Source organism: Kitasatospora sp. NBC_00374 (assembly GCF_041434935.1).
In the GTDB taxonomy this organism is placed as follows: domain Bacteria; phylum Actinomycetota; class Actinomycetes; order Streptomycetales; family Streptomycetaceae; genus Kitasatospora.
In genome coordinates this window covers 2,180,594-2,193,865 of the sequence record NZ_CP107964.1, presented here as the reverse complement: position 1 = coordinate 2,193,865, position 13,272 = coordinate 2,180,594, and the positions used below count along the sequence as shown (strand labels likewise).

Here is a 13,272-nt window from a genome sequence, read left to right as displayed (position 1 = left end):
GGTCCTCCTCGGGGACGGTCGCGGGCTCAGGACCGGCCGGTGACGTAGCCGCCGTCGACCCGCAGCACGTGCCCGGTGGTGAAGGCCGCGCCCGCCAGGTACAGCACCGCGTCGGTGATCTCGGAGACCTCGCCGACCCGGTCGAGCAGGGCGAGGCCGCCGAACGCGTCGACGTCGGAGCCCGCGTGCAGCGGGGTCCGGATGATGCCCGGGGCGACCAGGTTGACCCGGATGCCCTCGGCGGCGAGCTCGGCGGAGAGGCTGACGGTCAGGGCGTGCACGCCTCCCTTGGTGACCAGCGGCGCCGAAGCCGGGAAACCGCCGATGGCGTGCTCCACCAGGACGGTGCCGATGTTGACCACGCTGCCGCCGTCGCCCTGACGGCGCAGCTGCCGCACCACGGCCTGGGTGGTCAGGTAGGTGCCCTTGAGGTTGCCGGTCAGGAAGCCGTCCAGCTCCTCCTCGGTGACGTCGGTGAACGGCTTTGCGGCGAACGTGCCGGCGTTGTTGACCAGGACGTCGACCCGGCCGAAGCGCTCGACCGCCGCGCGGACCAGGGCCTCCCCGGTGGCCGCGGTGCCGGTGCCGCCGGGGACCTCGGCGACCCGGTCCGGCTGCCCGAGCAGGGCGGCGGCCTTGGCGAGCCGCTCGGGGTCGCGGCCGTTGAGCACCACGTTGGCGCCCTGTGCCAGGAATCCGCGGGCTATGTCCAGGCCGATGCCGCTGGACGAGCCGGTCACGATGGCGGTGGTGGCGGCGGTGGTGGTGGTGGGTGCGGACATGGTGGAGCCTCCGTCGATGAGTGCGCGGTGTGTTGCTCAAACCGTAGGTTCGGAGCCATTCATAACGCCACGACAGGTTTTGAAGTCTGCGATAATCTGGGGTTATGGATGTCGATCTGCGCGACCTCGAACTGCTCGACACGGTGGCCGACACCGGCTCGCTCACCGCCGCCGCCGAGATCCTCTACGTCAGCCAGCCCGCCCTGAGCCAGCGGCTGACCAGGATGGAGGAGCGGCTGGGCGTCCAGCTCTTCGACCGCCAGGGGCGCCGCCTGGTGCCCAACGCGGCAGGCCGGCGGATGCTGGTGGCGGCCCGTCAGATCATCGCCGAGCTCGGCTCGGCCACCCGCGACGTGCGGGAGATGCGGGACGGCCGGGACCGCCGGGTCCGGCTCGCCGTCCAGTGCAGCACCACCTTCCAGTGGCTGCCGCCGGTCATCCACGGCTTCCGCGAGCGCTGCCCCGACACCGAGGTGCGGATCGAGTCGATCCCCTGCGACGGCCTGATCACCGCCCTGCTGGAGAACAGGCTGGACGTCGCGCTGATCACCAAGGCGGACCCGCAGACGGACCGGGTCGACCTGGTCCGGCTGTTCGAGGACGAGATGGTGGCCGTGGTCCCGGCCGCGCACCCGTGGGCGGCCCGCCCGCACCTCACCGCTCGGGACTTCGACGACTCCCGGCTGGTCCTCTACGACCTCTACGACCAGAGTCGGATCCCCGCCACCCCGCTCCCGATCCCGCACGGCGCCCGGCCCGCCCGGATCACCACCATGCCGGTCATCACCGACCTGGTGATCGAGATGGTGGCGAGCGGCCAGGGCGCCACCGTCCTGCCCGGCTGGGTCGCCGCGCCGTACGTCGCCTCGCACGGCCTGGCCCTGGTCCGGATCGGCGCCGAGCCGATGACCCGGACCTGGTACTGCGCCACCCGCCCCGGCACCCGGCCCGCCCTGGTCCAGGCGCTGGTGGAGGAGCTCACGGACCGGCTGCGCAGGCCCGCCGCCGTCAGCTCCTGAGCGCGGCCTCCACGGCGGCCCGCGCGTGCAGGCTGGTCGTGGCGAAGACCGGGACGGGGCTGTGCTCGGGGCCGATCAGCAGCTCGATCTCGGTGCAGCCCAGGACGACGCCCTGCGCGCCGGCCGCGACCAGACCGGCGATCACCTGCCGGTAGGCCGCCCGGGACTCCTCGCGGACGATGCCCACGCACAGCTCCTCGTAGATCACCCGGTGCACCTCGGCCCGGCCCGCCGCGTCCGGGACGAGCACCTCCAGACCGTGGGCGGCCAGCCGGTCCCGGTAGAAGTCCTGCTCCATGGTGAATGCCGTGCCCAGCAGCCCGACCCTGCCCAGCCCGGCCGTCAGCACCGCCTCGGCGGTGGTGTCCGCGAGGTGCAGCAGCGGGACGGCGGTGGCCGCCGCGACCTGGTCGGCGACCTTGTGCATGGTGTTGGTGCAGATCAGCAGCAGCTCGGCACCGGCCGCCTCCAGCGACTTCGCGGCCTCGGCGAGCACCTCGCCCGCCTCCTCCCACCGCCCGGCCGCCTGCAGCCGTTCGATCTCGGCGAAGTCGACCGAGTACAGCACGCACTTCGCCGAGTGCAGGCCGCCGAGGCGCTCCCGCGTCAGCACGTTCAGCAGGCGGTAGTACTCCGCCGTGGATTCCCAGCTCATGCCGCCGAGCAGCCCGATCGTCCTCATCGGCTCACCCTGCCACACCCGGCCGGGCCTCCTGCGGCCGGTCGCGTTCGGTGCGCATCGGGCCCAGCGCGAGGACCAGCCCGCAGGCGGCGCTCAGGCAGTTCGGGATGCTCAGGCACTTCGGGACGCTCACGTACTTCGGGACGCTCAGGTGCCGGGAGCAGGCTCGTCGCCGCCCGGCGGCCTGTGCCGGGCGGCGCTGCCCGCCTCAGGCCCGCAGGGTCGGCATCCCCAGCGGGACGGGCCCGGCGCCGCCCTTCGTGCAGGCGTCGTGGCAGTCGGCGTCCGGGTTGGGCCGGGCCAGGTAGTAGCGGCCCCGGGTGGCCCGGGCGATCAGCGGGCTGCACACCATGGCCAGCAGCAGCGCGATGAACGGGTGAACGCCTGGGCGTACTCCCCGAACCAGCCGAAGAAGGCCGCGATCGAGACGGCCGCGGCGATGCACATCGCGCCGAACGATCCGTCTCGTCGGCGTAACCGATGCTGACCAGCCGTCACCGGCATCGCGACACGGGCCGGGCCGCCGTGGTCGGTCCACTCACCCGCGCGGAGCGCGCCCCGCTCCGGGCGGGCCCGCGAAGGTCTGCGCGATCGGCAGCCAGGCCTGCGCCGTCGGGCCGACGGCGGTCAGCGCCAGGTCGTCGGGGTGGCGCCGCTGGGTCACCAGCAGGCAGAAGTCCAGGGCCGGTCCGCTCACCCGGTCCGGCGCCTGCTCGGGGCCCCAGGACCACGCCTCGCCCGAGGGCGCGACCAGCTCCACCCGGATCGGCCGGTCGGCCGGCAACCCGTGCAGGGCGAGGGCGAAGCCCATGGTGCGCACCCCGAGGTGCGCCACGTTCCGCAGCCGGTCGCCCGGCTCCCGGACGACGCCCAGCGCGTCCGCGACGTCCTGGCCGTGGGCCCAGGTCTCCATCAGCCGGGCCGTGGCCATCGACGGCGCCTTCATCGGCGGCCCGAACCACGGCAGCCTGACGTCGGCGGGCACGGCCGCCAGCGCCGCCGCCAACCGCTCCCGGCCGTCCCGCCAGCGGTCCAGCAGCTTTGCCGGGTCCTCACCGACCCCCTCGGCCGCACCCTCTTCGAGGGCGTCGAAACCGGTGGCGAACTCCCGCTGCACGGCCGCCCCGAACCCCTCCGGGTCGGTGGCCGCCAGCAGCGACCAGCGGTCCGTCCAGGCGAGGTGGGAGAGCTGGTGGGCGATGGTCCAGCCGACGGCCGGGGTCGCGGTGGCCAGCCCGGCCGCGTCGAGACCGGCGACCAGCCCGTCCAGTTCGGCGCTCTCCGCCCGCAGGTCGTCCAGCAGGGCATCCAGCTGTGTCATGTCGTGCACTCCTCGGTGGGTGGGTGGTTCGCGGGACTCCCCAACTCCCGCGACGCGTGTGAGAATCGCCCGATGACCGCGGCGACGGAGGACATCCCTACCCGGGCGGCCGAGGTCGACGCCCGGGCCGCCGAGCTGGTCCGGCAGGCCGTCCTCGGTGACCTGGCCCGCCGGGTGGTGGACGAGTGCGGGGCCGACGTCGGCCTGGTCGGCGTCCCGGACCGCCCGGAGCGGCCCGGCCGGATGACCCTGCGGTACTGGTCAGGGACCAGGGCCGACCTGCTGCACGGCCTGGACGTCCCGATCGGCACCGGCCTCGGCGGCCGCGCGCTGGCCGAGCGGACGCCCACCTGGGTGTCCGACTACCGTGCCGCGACCACCATCTCGCACCAGTACGACGCCGCCGTGACCGCCGAGGACCTGTACACCATGCTCACCGTGCCGCTGGTGCACGGCACGGTCGTGCACGGCGTGGTGTACGCCTCGGTGCGCGCGGTGGTCTCGCTCGGCGACGTCCGGATCGGCTCGGTCGCCCGGCTGGCCACCGCCGCGACCCGGGCGCTGGCCGGGGCCGCGGCCTGGTGCCAGGCCCCCGGTCCGGCGGCGCTGTCCGTCCGGCTGACGCCGCGCGAGCTGGAGGTGATCCGGTGGGCGGCGACCGGCCGGACCAACCCGGAGATCGCCGGCCACCTCGGCCTCACCTGCAACACCGTCACCGGCTACCTGAAGAGCGCCATGCACAAGCTCGGCGTCCGCAACCGGGTCGAGCTCGCCCTCGCCGCACGGGACGTCGGCCTGGTCAGTTGACCTGGTCAGTTGACCTGGCGGGAGCGGTCCCGCCAGTACGGCTCGCGCAGCCGGAACTTCTGCAGCTTGCCGGTGGCCGTCCGGGCCAGCGACTCCCGGATCTCCACCGAGGTCGGCGCCTTGTAGCCGGCCAGCCGCTGCTTGCAGTGCGCGATCAGCTCGGCCTCCCCGGCGGTCTGCCCCTCGCGCAGCACCACCAGCGCCTTGACCGTCTCGCCCCAGCGCTCGTCCGGCACCCCGATCACCGCCACCTCGGCGACCGCCGGGTGGTCGTAGAGGCAGTCCTCGACCTCGATCGAGGAGACGTTCTCCCCGCCGGAGATGATGACGTCCTTCTTCCGGTCCGAGATCGACAGGTACCCGTCGGTCAGCGTGCCGCCGTCACCGGTGTGGAACCAGCCGTCCCGGACGGCCTCGGCCGTGGCCTCCGGCTGGCCCCAGTAGCCCTCCAGCACCACGTTGGACCGGACCAGCACCTCGCCCTGCTCGTCCACCCGCACCTGGCTGCCGAGCGCGGGCGCGCCCGCCTGCACCAGCCGCTCGGCCCGCTCGGCCGGCGGCAGCGCGTCCCACTCGGCCCGGGTGCGGTTGGCCGTCACCAGCGGGGAGGTCTCGGTCAGCCCGTAGATCTGCATGAACTCCCAGCCCAGCTCGCTCTCGATGCGCTGCACCATCGAGGTCGGCGGCGGCGCCCCGGCCACGATCATCCGCACCCGGTCGCGCCCGGGGACCGGCCCGTCCCACTCGGCCGCCGCCTAAAGCACCATCGCCGCCACCGCCGGCGCCCCGGACAGGAACGTCACCCCGTGCCGCTCCACCCGCCGCAGGATCTCCGCGCCGTCCACCTTGCGCAGCACCACGTGCTGCGCCCCGAGGCCGGTCAGCGCGAACGGCATGCCCCAGCCGTTGGCGTGGAACATCGGCAGCGTGTGCAGGTACACGTCGCGGTCGCTCGCCCCGAAGTGCAGGCCCATCAGCACCGCGTTCAGCCAGAGGTTGCGGTGCGTCAGCTGAACGCCCTTGGGGCGGGCGGTCGTTCCGCTGGTGTAGTTGATCGTCGCGGTCGCCGACTCCGGGATGGCCCGGGCCACCGGCTCCCGGTCGAAGTCGTACAGCAGGGCGTCGCTCTCCGCCCCCAGCACGAACCGGTGCTTGACCGCCACCCCCGCCAGCGCCTCGTCCAGCTCGGGGTCGACCAGCAGCATCGACGCGCCGCTCTGCTCGACGATGTACGCGACCTCCTCCGCCTTCAGCCGGAAGTTCACCGGCACCAGCACCCGGCCGTGGCCGCTCACCCCGAACAGCGAGGTCATCAGCCGGGCCGAGTTGTGCGACACGATCGCCACCCGCTCGCCGGCGCCGACCCCCAGCCGGTCCAGTCCGGCGGCCTGGGCCCGGGCCAGCTCGGCCATCCGGCGATAGGTCACCTCGCCCCAGGAGGCGGCCGGCTGGTCCGGCTCGTCGACGATTCCGACCCGGTCGCCGTAGACCAGCTCGGCCCGGTGGAGGAAGTCCAGCACAGAGAGTGGAGTCTGCATGCGGCCACTGTGCCCGCCGGGCGAAGCACCCGGACACCCCCGATCGGGGGGTGTGACCCGAAGGGAGCAGCGGTCTCGCGCAGCCCGGCGGCCGACCGCGTGCAACCCTGCCGCCGGTGGCAGGGTCAAGCGCCCAGGTCGACCTCGACGGCGAACGGTGCCACGGCCTTGACCGTCCCGGCGAACACGTCACCGTCCCGGTACGTCCCGGAGGCGGGATCGAGCAGGTAGGTGTAGACGAGCGGGACACCCGTGGGAGCCTGCTCGACCCGCCAGTAGAACGGGATCCCCGCCCTGGCGTACTGGTCCACCTTGACGATCCGGTCGGTCGTCTCCGAACCGGGCGAGACGACCTCGACCACCAGGGCCACGTGTTCCGGGCGGGTCGGCGTGACGTCGATGGTGTCGGCGCGGCGGTTGGTGAGCGGCACGTCCTGCAGCCGGACGTCGAAGTCGGTGTCGGCGTTCCACTCCGGGCCGGCGGCGGAGTCCAGGGCGTTCGCCAGGATTCGGGCCAGGCGGTTGTGCCGCTTGGACGGGCTGGGGCTCACGACGATCATCCCGTCCACGATCTCGATGCCGGCGCACTGCTCCTCGGACCAGGCGTCGTACTGCTCCGAAGTGACCTGGGTATGCATCCACGCGGGCGCGACCATCTCGGCGGTCATGTGAGCCCCCTTCGTCTGCTCGACCCTGCTGCGCTCAGCCTACTGTGTCCCGCCTTGTGAGCAGCGGGGTCTTGAACTGGGGGCGGCGGCGCCGCCCGCTACGGCCGGTACGGCGGCGGTACCGCGAGCAGTTGACCGACCAGCAGGTCGACCCGTTCGGCCTGCTGGTACGGGTCGAGGCGGCCGCCGCGGGCGAGGGTGACCAGACCGTGCAGGGCGGCCCAGCCGACCTCGATGAACAGCACCAGGTCCCGGCCTGCGGCCAACGGGCCGAGGACGTTGCCCAGTTCGGCGAAGGCGGCCTGGAGGGGGGCGGGTGCGCTCTCGGGGCCGAAGGGGAGGTCGGTGGCGAGGGTGAACATCGCCTCGTAGAGGGCCGGGCCGGCCTGGGCGAAGCCCACGTAGGCGTGGGCGACCGCGCTGAGGGCGGCGGCGGGGTCGGTGGTGCTCCGGCGGGCGGTGGCGAGGGCGGCGGTGAGCTCCGCGAAGCCTTCCAGGGCGACCGCCGTGACGATGGCGGTCTTGCCGGCGAAGTGGCTGTAGAGCACCGGCTGGCTGTACTCGATCCGCTCGGCGAGGCGGCGGGTGGTGACGGCGTCCCAGCCCTCGGCCTCGGCCAGTTCCCGGGCGACCCGGATGATCAACGACTCGCGGTCGGCGCGCTCGCGCTCTCGGCGCTGCTGTGTCGGCATGCACCGACTCTAGCAGTGCTAGATATTCGAGCACTGGCAGTGCTAGCGTTGCTATCGAACCTAGCGCCGCTAGATCGGCGGCGCCCGGACCGGGAGGGACCCCACCATGCGCAAGAACCGCTTCGCCGCACACCTCGCCACCGGCATCACCCTGCTCACCGGCGTCGGCATCATCGCGATCGGCATCCGCTTCCTGCTCGCCCCCGAGGCCGGCGCCGCCGGCTTCGGCGTCACCCCGCCCACCGGCGACGCCCTCGGCTACCTCGACGTCAAGGGCATCCGCGACATCGTCTCGGGCCTGGTCGTCCTGATCCCGCTCGCCCTCGGCCTGCGCCGCGCACTCGGCTGGACCATGCTCGCCGCCGCCCTCACCCCGGCCGCCGACGCCGCCGTCGTGCTCACCCACGGCGGCACGGCCGCCGTCGCCTTCGGCATCCACGGTGCGACGGCCGCCGCCCTGCTGCTCACCTCGGGCCTGCTGCTCCGGGAGACCCGCCCGGGTGTCACCGAGGCCGCCTGACGGGGGGTTCGGCGCAGCCGGACCACGCCGTCCGCTAGCTTGGCGGCCATGATCGATCCGAGCGCACACATCCGCATCGCCCGCCCCTGCGGCGACCTCGCCGCCGCCGAACGCTTCTACGTGCAGGGCCTCGGCCTGGACGTGCTGTGGCGCACCACCGAGCGGGTGTCCGGCGAGCACGACCTGCTGATGGTCGGCCCGGCCGGCGGCCCGTGGCACTTCGAACTCACCCGCGACCCCGAGCACCCGATCGAGCCCGCACCCACCGTCGACGACCTGTTCGTCCTCTACCTCGGCGCCCCGGTCGACGAGGCCCTGGTCACCCGGCTGGTCGCCGCCGGTGGCACCCGCGTCCCCGCGCACAACCCCTACTGGGACGAGCACGGCGTCACCGTCGCCGACCCGGACGGCTACCGCCTCGTGCTCTGCTCCCGCTCCTGGGGCTGACGCCCGGGGCCCTCCGGCCTGGGCCGGTACCGGATGCCGTGGACCCCCGCCCGGGCGGGAGGTCGCCGTCGAGGTCCTCGCCGTCGACGGCCCGGCGGGCCTCCCGGTGGCCTCAGCCGAGCTGGATCGAGCGTTTCGCGAGCCCCATCCAGAAGCCGTCGATCACGCTGCGCTGGCTGCCGAGGTCGGCCTCGCCCGCGCCGAGGGTGACGAACAGCGGGGCGAAGTGCTCCGTGCGCGGGTGGGCGAAGCGGCCGGCCGGGGCCTTGTTCTCGAAGTCGAGCAGCGCGTCCAGGTCCTGTGCGGCGAGCGCCCGGCGCCCCCAGTCGTCGAACTCCGCCATCACCGAGGAGACCTGCCCCTCCATGCTGAGGGCCCGCAGGTTGTGGGTGAAGAACCCGCTGCCGACGATCAGGACGCCCTCGTCGCGCAGCGGCGCGAGCCGGCGGCCGATCTTCATCAGCCGCTGCGGGTCCAGGGTGGGCAGCGAGATCTGCAGCACCGGGACGTCGGCCTCGGGGAACATCTCGACCAGCGGGACGTACGCGCCGTGGTCCAGGCCCCGGTCGGGGATGTCCTGGACGGGGGTGCCGGGGGCGCGCAGCAGTGCGCGGACGCTCTCGGCGAGCGCGGGTGCGCCCGGGGCGGCGTACTCGACCCGGTAGTAGTGCTCGGGGAAGCCCCAGAAGTCGTAGACCAGGGGGACCGTGGTGGTGGCGCCGAGGGCGAGCGGGGCCTCCTCCCAGTGGGCGGAGACCATCAGGATCGCCCGCGGCCTGGGCAGGCCGGCCGACCAGGCGGCCAGCTGACCGGGCCAGACCGGGTCGTCGGCGAGCGGCGGTGCGCCGTGCGAGAGGTAGAGCGCGGGCATGCGCTCGGGGGCGGCGGTGCTCATCGGGGTCTCCTCCGTCGGGGTCGGCAGGCCGAGCCCGGTCGGCCCGGAAAGCAGATGGTTCAAATTTGAACCGTACGCTTCGAAGGTACACCTGAGTTCGAATTTGAACAACAGGAGTACGATGCAGCCATGGACGAACCCCGATGGCTGAACGAGCGCGAGATGGCCGCCTGGCGGGGATTCGTCGCGGCCAGCAACCTGGTCGCCCGTCACCTGGAGCGCCAGCTCAAGGAGGACGCGGGCCTCTCCCACACCCAGTACGAGATCCTCGTCCAGCTCTCCGCCGCCCCCGACGGCTCGCTGCGGATGACCGACCTCGCGGACCGGCTGGTCACCTCCAAGAGCGGCCTGACCTACCAGATCACCCAGCTGGAGAAGGCCGGCCTGGTCTTCCGCCGGTCCTGCCCGAGCGACGTGCGGGGCGTCTTCGCCGAGATCACCGACCAGGGCTGGGAGGCCCTGCGCGCCGCCGCACCCGGCCATGTCGCCGCCGTCCGCGAGGCCCTGATCGACGTGCTCACCCCCGACCAGCTGGCCGCACTCGCCGAGAGCCTCGCCACGGTGAGCGACCGCCTTCGCGCCGCCGACGGCTGACCCGCGCCCCCGTCCGCCCCGGCCCGCCGCTCCCGGTCACTCCCGGCGGTGGAACCCCTTGCGGGCCAGGGCCGTTGAGGGAAGGCAACGGATCTTCGGAAGGCGGACGGCGGATGAGGACACGGCAGCGCGATCGCGACACCCCACCGCCCAGGGCCCCCTGGAACGAGATCCGTCCCGGCCTGTCGATGGGCGGCCACTACTGGTTCGACAGCGCAGGCAAGATGCGGCCGGTCGTGGTGGACGACGAGTTCGACCTGGTGGTGAGTCTGTTCACCCGGCCCGGCCACGGGCCGGCCCCCACGGTCGGGCACCACATCGCGGAGATCCCCGACGGGCCGCTGACCTCACGGCAGTTGGGACGGGTGTGTGAACTGGCGGTGGTCGCCGCGGAGGCCGTCCGGGACGGCCGGACGGTGCTGGTGCGCTGCCACTCCGGCTACAACCGCGCCGGCCTGGTGGTCGCCCAGACCCTGATCGGCCTCGGCCTCGACCGGGCGGCCGCCGTCGAGCTGATCCGGCGCGGCCGCTCGCCCTGGGCGCTCAACAACCAGGTCTTCGTGCAGTACCTGAAGGTCGGCCTGGACATCGCCGGGCTGCTGACCGGCCTGGAGGAGCCGGCCTGAGCCGGTCTGAGCCGGGCCGCGTCACCCCGGCGCCCGGATCAGCCGCGCCGGGGCGGCGCGCAGAGCAGGGCGGCCCGCAGGTCCAGCCGGTCCTCCAGCCGGGCCAGGCTGCGTCCGGTCAGCTCCTCGATCCGGCGGATCCGGTAGTGCACGGTGTTGACGTGGATGTGCAGGGCCTCGGCGGTACGGGACCACGAGCCGTCGTGGTCGAGGAAGGTGCCGAGGGTGCCGAGCAGCGAGACGCCGTTCTGCCGGTCGTGCTCGGCCAGCGGGGCCAGCAGCCGGGTGTGGAAGGCGGCCGTGACCTCGGTCGGGATACCGCGCAACAGCTCGGCGAGGGAGCCGAGTTCGCCGCTGCTGCCGACCGTCCCGCCGACCCGGGACTCCAGTGCGTACCCGGCCTGGACCAGCGCCCCGCGCAGCGCGGCGGCGTCCGGCGCGGCGGACGGCCCGACCCCGGCGCGCAGCAGCTGGCGCGCGGTCAGCCTGGTCTGCAGGACGGGCCAGGCGTCCCGCAGCGCCGCGGTGACCCGGGCCGCCGGCGCGGCGACCAGACCGACCGCCCCCGCGCTGCCGTCGGTCCCGTACGGCGCGACCGCGAACGGGGCGTCCAGCCGGTGCAGGGCGTCGGCCAGGGCCGCCGCCGCCCAGACCGGCGAGCCGCCCTCGATCCGGACCGAGACGGGGGTGAGCGGGCTGCCGTCCGGCAGGCCGCACGCGCCGAGGGTGTCGGCCAGACCCGGACCGTCCTGGCCCAGCAGGTGCAGCGCCCGGGCGGCGGTCTCCCGCTGGGCCGCCGCGGTGGCGCGGGCCCGGGTGGCCGGCGGGGTCAGCAGCTCGGCGAGGCCGTGCAGCACGGTGGCCGTCGCCGGGGTGGGCTCGACGTGCGGCTGGAGCAGCCAGCCGTCGAACGGCGAGTCGCCGGGCGGGCCGATCGGGACGCTGCCGCGGGAGCCGGTGCCCTCCGCGGTCGCGGCCAGCAGCCGGCCGCCGCAGGTGAGGATCGAGCAGTCGGGCAGGCCGAGCCTGGTCACCGCGTGGCCGAGCAGCTCGCCCAGGGGGGCGTCGGAGTGCATCAGCCCGACCAGTTCGCGCCGGACCGCCTCCGGCACCGCGGCCACCCCCTGCGACCTCGCCTGGAGGTCGCCCCACAGGCGCAGGTAGATCCGGTCGGTGACGGCCCGGAAGCTGGTGCCGGACGGCACCGACAGGAGCGGTATGCCGTGCGTGCGGCAGGCGCTCACCAGGGCTTCGGGGACGGTGCCGTGGGTGCCCTCGCCGGCCAGCAGCGCGGCGACCTCCGCGCTGCGCAGCGCGTTGGCGAACCGGACGGCGGCGTCGGTGTCGCCGGGCCGCCACCAGACCAGGCCGGTCAGCACCAGCTCTCCGGGCTGCAGATAGCGGGCAGGGTCCTGAAGGTCGGTGGACGTCACCCCGGTGACCCGGCGGCCCAGCAGTTCCGGGGTGGCCCAGGCGACCCCGATGTGCAGGCTGTCCAGTTCCAGCAGATCCCCGACGATCATGTCTCGCTCCTTGTGCTCCGCGCCGGACGCGCCGCTCGTTCCCATGGCGAAAGCGAGGGGCGGGTGCGCACAGGCATCGTAAATGCAAGGGCGGACATGGGGGCGACCTCTTGTTCGATCGACCAGTGCAGGGCCCCCGACCTGGTGTGCGGCGCCAGTCGTTCGACCGGTTGCGCTCCTGCTTGAATCGGGGCATCGCCCAGCGGAGACGTCTCGGATGCCATGGATTGTGCGCCATATTCATGGCATCTGCGGGTGAAAATGCGCCTACATGTGGGGTATCTGCGGTTCGGCGCGGGTACCAGCCCTCCCGGGCCGCGCGCGCGGTGCGGCCCGGGAGGGAAGGCCCATGCGTACTCCTGCCAGAGCCCCGGAAGCCCCCGCCGTCGCTCCTGAAGCCCCCGCCGTCCGACTGCACGGGAGCCTGGACGAGCCGCTCCGCCTCACCGTGGCGGAGCTGCGCGAGCTGCCCGCCCACCGCGTCGAGGCCGGCTTCGACTGCCTCGGCAGCGGCCTGCGGCGCCACGGCTTCGAGGGGCCCATGCTCTGGGACGTGCTGCGGGCCGCCCGCCCGCGGATCGACTTCACCGGCCGCAAGCAGCGGCTCACCTTCCTGCTCACCGTCACCGGCGCGGACGGCCACCGGGCCGTGTTCTCCTGGGCCGAGATCGATCCGGACTTCGGCGGCCGGCAGATCCTGCTCGCCACCAGCATCGACGGCGCCCCGCTGGACGCGGCCGGCCCGCAGCTCGTCGTGCCGTCCGACCACTGCGGCGCGCGCTACATCAGTGGCATCACCGAGATCTGGGTCGGCGAAATCCGGGTCGGCCCGGTGGGCGCGGCCGGCGCCCGGTGACGGGCCGTCATCCCGGTCCTGTCGTCGGCCATACGGAATTCCCCCCCGCGGATATTCTCCGCCCTCGCCCGCATTCCTTCCAGGGGCAGAAATGCCCACGCGGCCGGGGTGGAAATACCCGTCGTCCGGCGCACCAGGACATCGCCGACCTGCCAGGACTCTCTCCAGCGGGCGGAGCTGACGTCCAGCCATCGGCCCTTTCCCCGGAAATCCCCGGCTGCCGGGACCTGTACGGGAACCCTGCCGGAGAGGAGAATGGGACCCACTCCTGAAGGACGGTGCGCCATGTGCGACAACCTTCA

General features: G+C 73.7%; 15 protein-coding genes and 2 pseudogenes. 7 read left to right on the top strand and 10 right to left on the bottom strand.

The window, feature by feature from the left end; genetic code table 11:
* Positions 1-26 precede the first annotated feature (26 nt).
* On the bottom strand, positions 27-782 hold the full coding sequence (locus OG871_RS09780) for an SDR family NAD(P)-dependent oxidoreductase (protein WP_371495983.1): 756 nt from the start codon (positions 780-782) through the stop codon (positions 27-29).
* Between the two features lie 104 nt (positions 783-886).
* Here OG871_RS09780 and OG871_RS09775 point away from each other — a divergent pair, with 104 nt between their 5' ends.
* Positions 887-1,801: a LysR family transcriptional regulator gene (locus tag OG871_RS09775; RefSeq protein WP_371495981.1), complete on the top strand. Its 915-nt coding sequence runs from the start codon at positions 887-889 to the stop codon at positions 1,799-1,801.
* On the opposite strand, the gene OG871_RS09770 is transcribed toward OG871_RS09775, so the two are convergent.
* From OG871_RS09770 to OG871_RS09755, 4 genes and pseudogenes are all read right to left on the bottom strand, one after another.
* Positions 1,791-2,483, bottom strand: a complete 693-nt coding sequence (locus tag OG871_RS09770; RefSeq protein ID WP_371495980.1) for an aspartate/glutamate racemase family protein — start codon at positions 2,481-2,483, stop codon at positions 1,791-1,793. The two genes, OG871_RS09775 and OG871_RS09770, sit on opposite strands and share 11 nt — an antisense overlap.
* A gap of 4 nt (positions 2,484-2,487) precedes the next feature.
* Positions 2,488-2,616: a hypothetical protein gene (locus tag OG871_RS09765; protein ID WP_371495978.1), complete on the bottom strand. Its 129-nt coding sequence runs from the start codon at positions 2,614-2,616 to the stop codon at positions 2,488-2,490.
* A 75-nt stretch (positions 2,617-2,691) separates the two neighbouring features.
* Positions 2,692-2,939, bottom strand: a pseudogene (locus tag OG871_RS09760) (hypothetical protein); the annotation flags it as partial.
* Between the two features lie 82 nt (positions 2,940-3,021).
* On the bottom strand, positions 3,022-3,804 hold the full coding sequence (locus OG871_RS09755) for a TIGR03084 family metal-binding protein (RefSeq protein ID WP_371495977.1): 783 nt from the start codon (positions 3,802-3,804) through the stop codon (positions 3,022-3,024).
* Between the two features lie 72 nt (positions 3,805-3,876).
* On the opposite strand from OG871_RS09755, the gene OG871_RS09750 reads away from it, so the two are divergent.
* Positions 3,877-4,611 (top strand): LuxR C-terminal-related transcriptional regulator, encoded by a 735-nt coding sequence (locus OG871_RS09750; protein WP_371495975.1) that lies wholly within the window; start codon positions 3,877-3,879, stop codon positions 4,609-4,611.
* Between the two features lie 5 nt (positions 4,612-4,616).
* On the opposite strand, the pseudogene OG871_RS09745 reads toward OG871_RS09750, so the two are convergent.
* From OG871_RS09745 to OG871_RS09735, 3 genes and pseudogenes are all read right to left on the bottom strand, one after another.
* A pseudogene (locus OG871_RS09745) lies at positions 4,617-6,149 on the bottom strand (AMP-binding protein).
* 125 nt (positions 6,150-6,274) lie between these two features.
* Positions 6,275-6,817: a Uma2 family endonuclease gene (locus OG871_RS09740; RefSeq protein WP_371495973.1), complete on the bottom strand. Its 543-nt coding sequence runs from the start codon at positions 6,815-6,817 to the stop codon at positions 6,275-6,277.
* 98 nt (positions 6,818-6,915) lie between these two features.
* Positions 6,916-7,509 carry a TetR/AcrR family transcriptional regulator gene (locus tag OG871_RS09735; RefSeq protein ID WP_371495971.1) on the bottom strand — a complete coding sequence of 198 codons (594 nt, stop codon included), beginning with the start codon at positions 7,507-7,509 and terminating at the stop codon, positions 6,916-6,918.
* A 106-nt stretch (positions 7,510-7,615) separates the two neighbouring features.
* Here OG871_RS09735 and OG871_RS09730 point away from each other — a divergent pair, with 106 nt between their 5' ends.
* Positions 7,616-8,029 carry a DUF4267 domain-containing protein gene (locus OG871_RS09730; protein WP_371495969.1) on the top strand — a complete coding sequence of 138 codons (414 nt, stop codon included), beginning with the start codon at positions 7,616-7,618 and terminating at the stop codon, positions 8,027-8,029.
* 48 nt (positions 8,030-8,077) lie between these two features.
* Positions 8,078-8,476, top strand: a complete 399-nt coding sequence (locus OG871_RS09725; RefSeq protein ID WP_371495968.1) for a VOC family protein — start codon at positions 8,078-8,080, stop codon at positions 8,474-8,476.
* 112 nt (positions 8,477-8,588) lie between these two features.
* Here OG871_RS09725 and OG871_RS09720 read toward each other — a convergent pair whose 3' ends face one another.
* The gene (locus OG871_RS09720; RefSeq protein ID WP_371503259.1) at positions 8,589-9,371 is read right to left on the bottom strand and encodes a dioxygenase; all 783 of its coding nucleotides are present in this window, start codon (positions 9,369-9,371) and stop codon (positions 8,589-8,591) included.
* A gap of 129 nt (positions 9,372-9,500) precedes the next feature.
* On the opposite strand from OG871_RS09720, the gene OG871_RS09715 reads away from it, so the two are divergent.
* On the top strand, positions 9,501-9,965 hold the full coding sequence (locus OG871_RS09715) for a MarR family winged helix-turn-helix transcriptional regulator (RefSeq protein ID WP_371495967.1): 465 nt from the start codon (positions 9,501-9,503) through the stop codon (positions 9,963-9,965).
* A 113-nt stretch (positions 9,966-10,078) separates the two neighbouring features.
* Complete coding sequence (locus tag OG871_RS09710; protein WP_371495965.1) at positions 10,079-10,591, top strand: protein phosphatase; 513 nt, start codon at positions 10,079-10,081, stop codon at positions 10,589-10,591.
* A 38-nt stretch (positions 10,592-10,629) separates the two neighbouring features.
* Here the strand turns inward: OG871_RS09710 and OG871_RS09705 are convergent, their stop codons facing one another.
* Complete coding sequence (locus OG871_RS09705) at positions 10,630-12,114, bottom strand: PucR family transcriptional regulator (protein ID WP_371495963.1); 1,485 nt, start codon at positions 12,112-12,114, stop codon at positions 10,630-10,632.
* Between the two features lie 349 nt (positions 12,115-12,463).
* Between OG871_RS09705 and OG871_RS09700 the strand changes: the two genes are divergently transcribed.
* The gene (locus OG871_RS09700) at positions 12,464-12,970 is read left to right on the top strand and encodes a molybdopterin-dependent oxidoreductase (RefSeq protein ID WP_371495961.1); all 507 of its coding nucleotides are present in this window, start codon (positions 12,464-12,466) and stop codon (positions 12,968-12,970) included.
* Positions 12,971-13,272: the final 302 nt, after the last annotated feature.

What these genes read in the sequence shown, in the direction of transcription:
- OG871_RS09780 (WP_371495983.1), bottom strand. Translation starts at nt 782, where the DNA reads ATGTCCGCACCCACCACCACCACCGCCGCCACCACCGCCATCGTGACC.
- OG871_RS09775 (WP_371495981.1), top strand. Translation starts at nt 887, where the DNA reads ATGGATGTCGATCTGCGCGACCTCGAACTGCTCGACACGGTGGCCGAC.
- OG871_RS09770 (WP_371495980.1), bottom strand. Translation starts at nt 2,483, where the DNA reads ATGAGGACGATCGGGCTGCTCGGCGGCATGAGCTGGGAATCCACGGCG.
- OG871_RS09755 (WP_371495977.1), bottom strand. Translation starts at nt 3,804, where the DNA reads ATGACACAGCTGGATGCCCTGCTGGACGACCTGCGGGCGGAGAGCGCC.
- OG871_RS09750 (WP_371495975.1), top strand. Translation starts at nt 3,877, where the DNA reads ATGACCGCGGCGACGGAGGACATCCCTACCCGGGCGGCCGAGGTCGAC.
- OG871_RS09740 (WP_371495973.1), bottom strand. Translation starts at nt 6,817, where the DNA reads ATGACCGCCGAGATGGTCGCGCCCGCGTGGATGCATACCCAGGTCACT.
- OG871_RS09735 (WP_371495971.1), bottom strand. Translation starts at nt 7,509, where the DNA reads ATGCCGACACAGCAGCGCCGAGAGCGCGAGCGCGCCGACCGCGAGTCG.
- OG871_RS09730 (WP_371495969.1), top strand. Translation starts at nt 7,616, where the DNA reads ATGCGCAAGAACCGCTTCGCCGCACACCTCGCCACCGGCATCACCCTG.
- OG871_RS09725 (WP_371495968.1), top strand. Translation starts at nt 8,078, where the DNA reads ATGATCGATCCGAGCGCACACATCCGCATCGCCCGCCCCTGCGGCGAC.
- OG871_RS09720 (WP_371503259.1), bottom strand. Translation starts at nt 9,371, where the DNA reads ATGAGCACCGCCGCCCCCGAGCGCATGCCCGCGCTCTACCTCTCGCAC.
- OG871_RS09715 (WP_371495967.1), top strand. Translation starts at nt 9,501, where the DNA reads ATGGACGAACCCCGATGGCTGAACGAGCGCGAGATGGCCGCCTGGCGG.
- OG871_RS09710 (WP_371495965.1), top strand. Translation starts at nt 10,079, where the DNA reads ATGAGGACACGGCAGCGCGATCGCGACACCCCACCGCCCAGGGCCCCC.
- OG871_RS09705 (WP_371495963.1), bottom strand. Translation starts at nt 12,114, where the DNA reads ATGATCGTCGGGGATCTGCTGGAACTGGACAGCCTGCACATCGGGGTC.
- OG871_RS09700 (WP_371495961.1), top strand. Translation starts at nt 12,464, where the DNA reads ATGCGTACTCCTGCCAGAGCCCCGGAAGCCCCCGCCGTCGCTCCTGAA.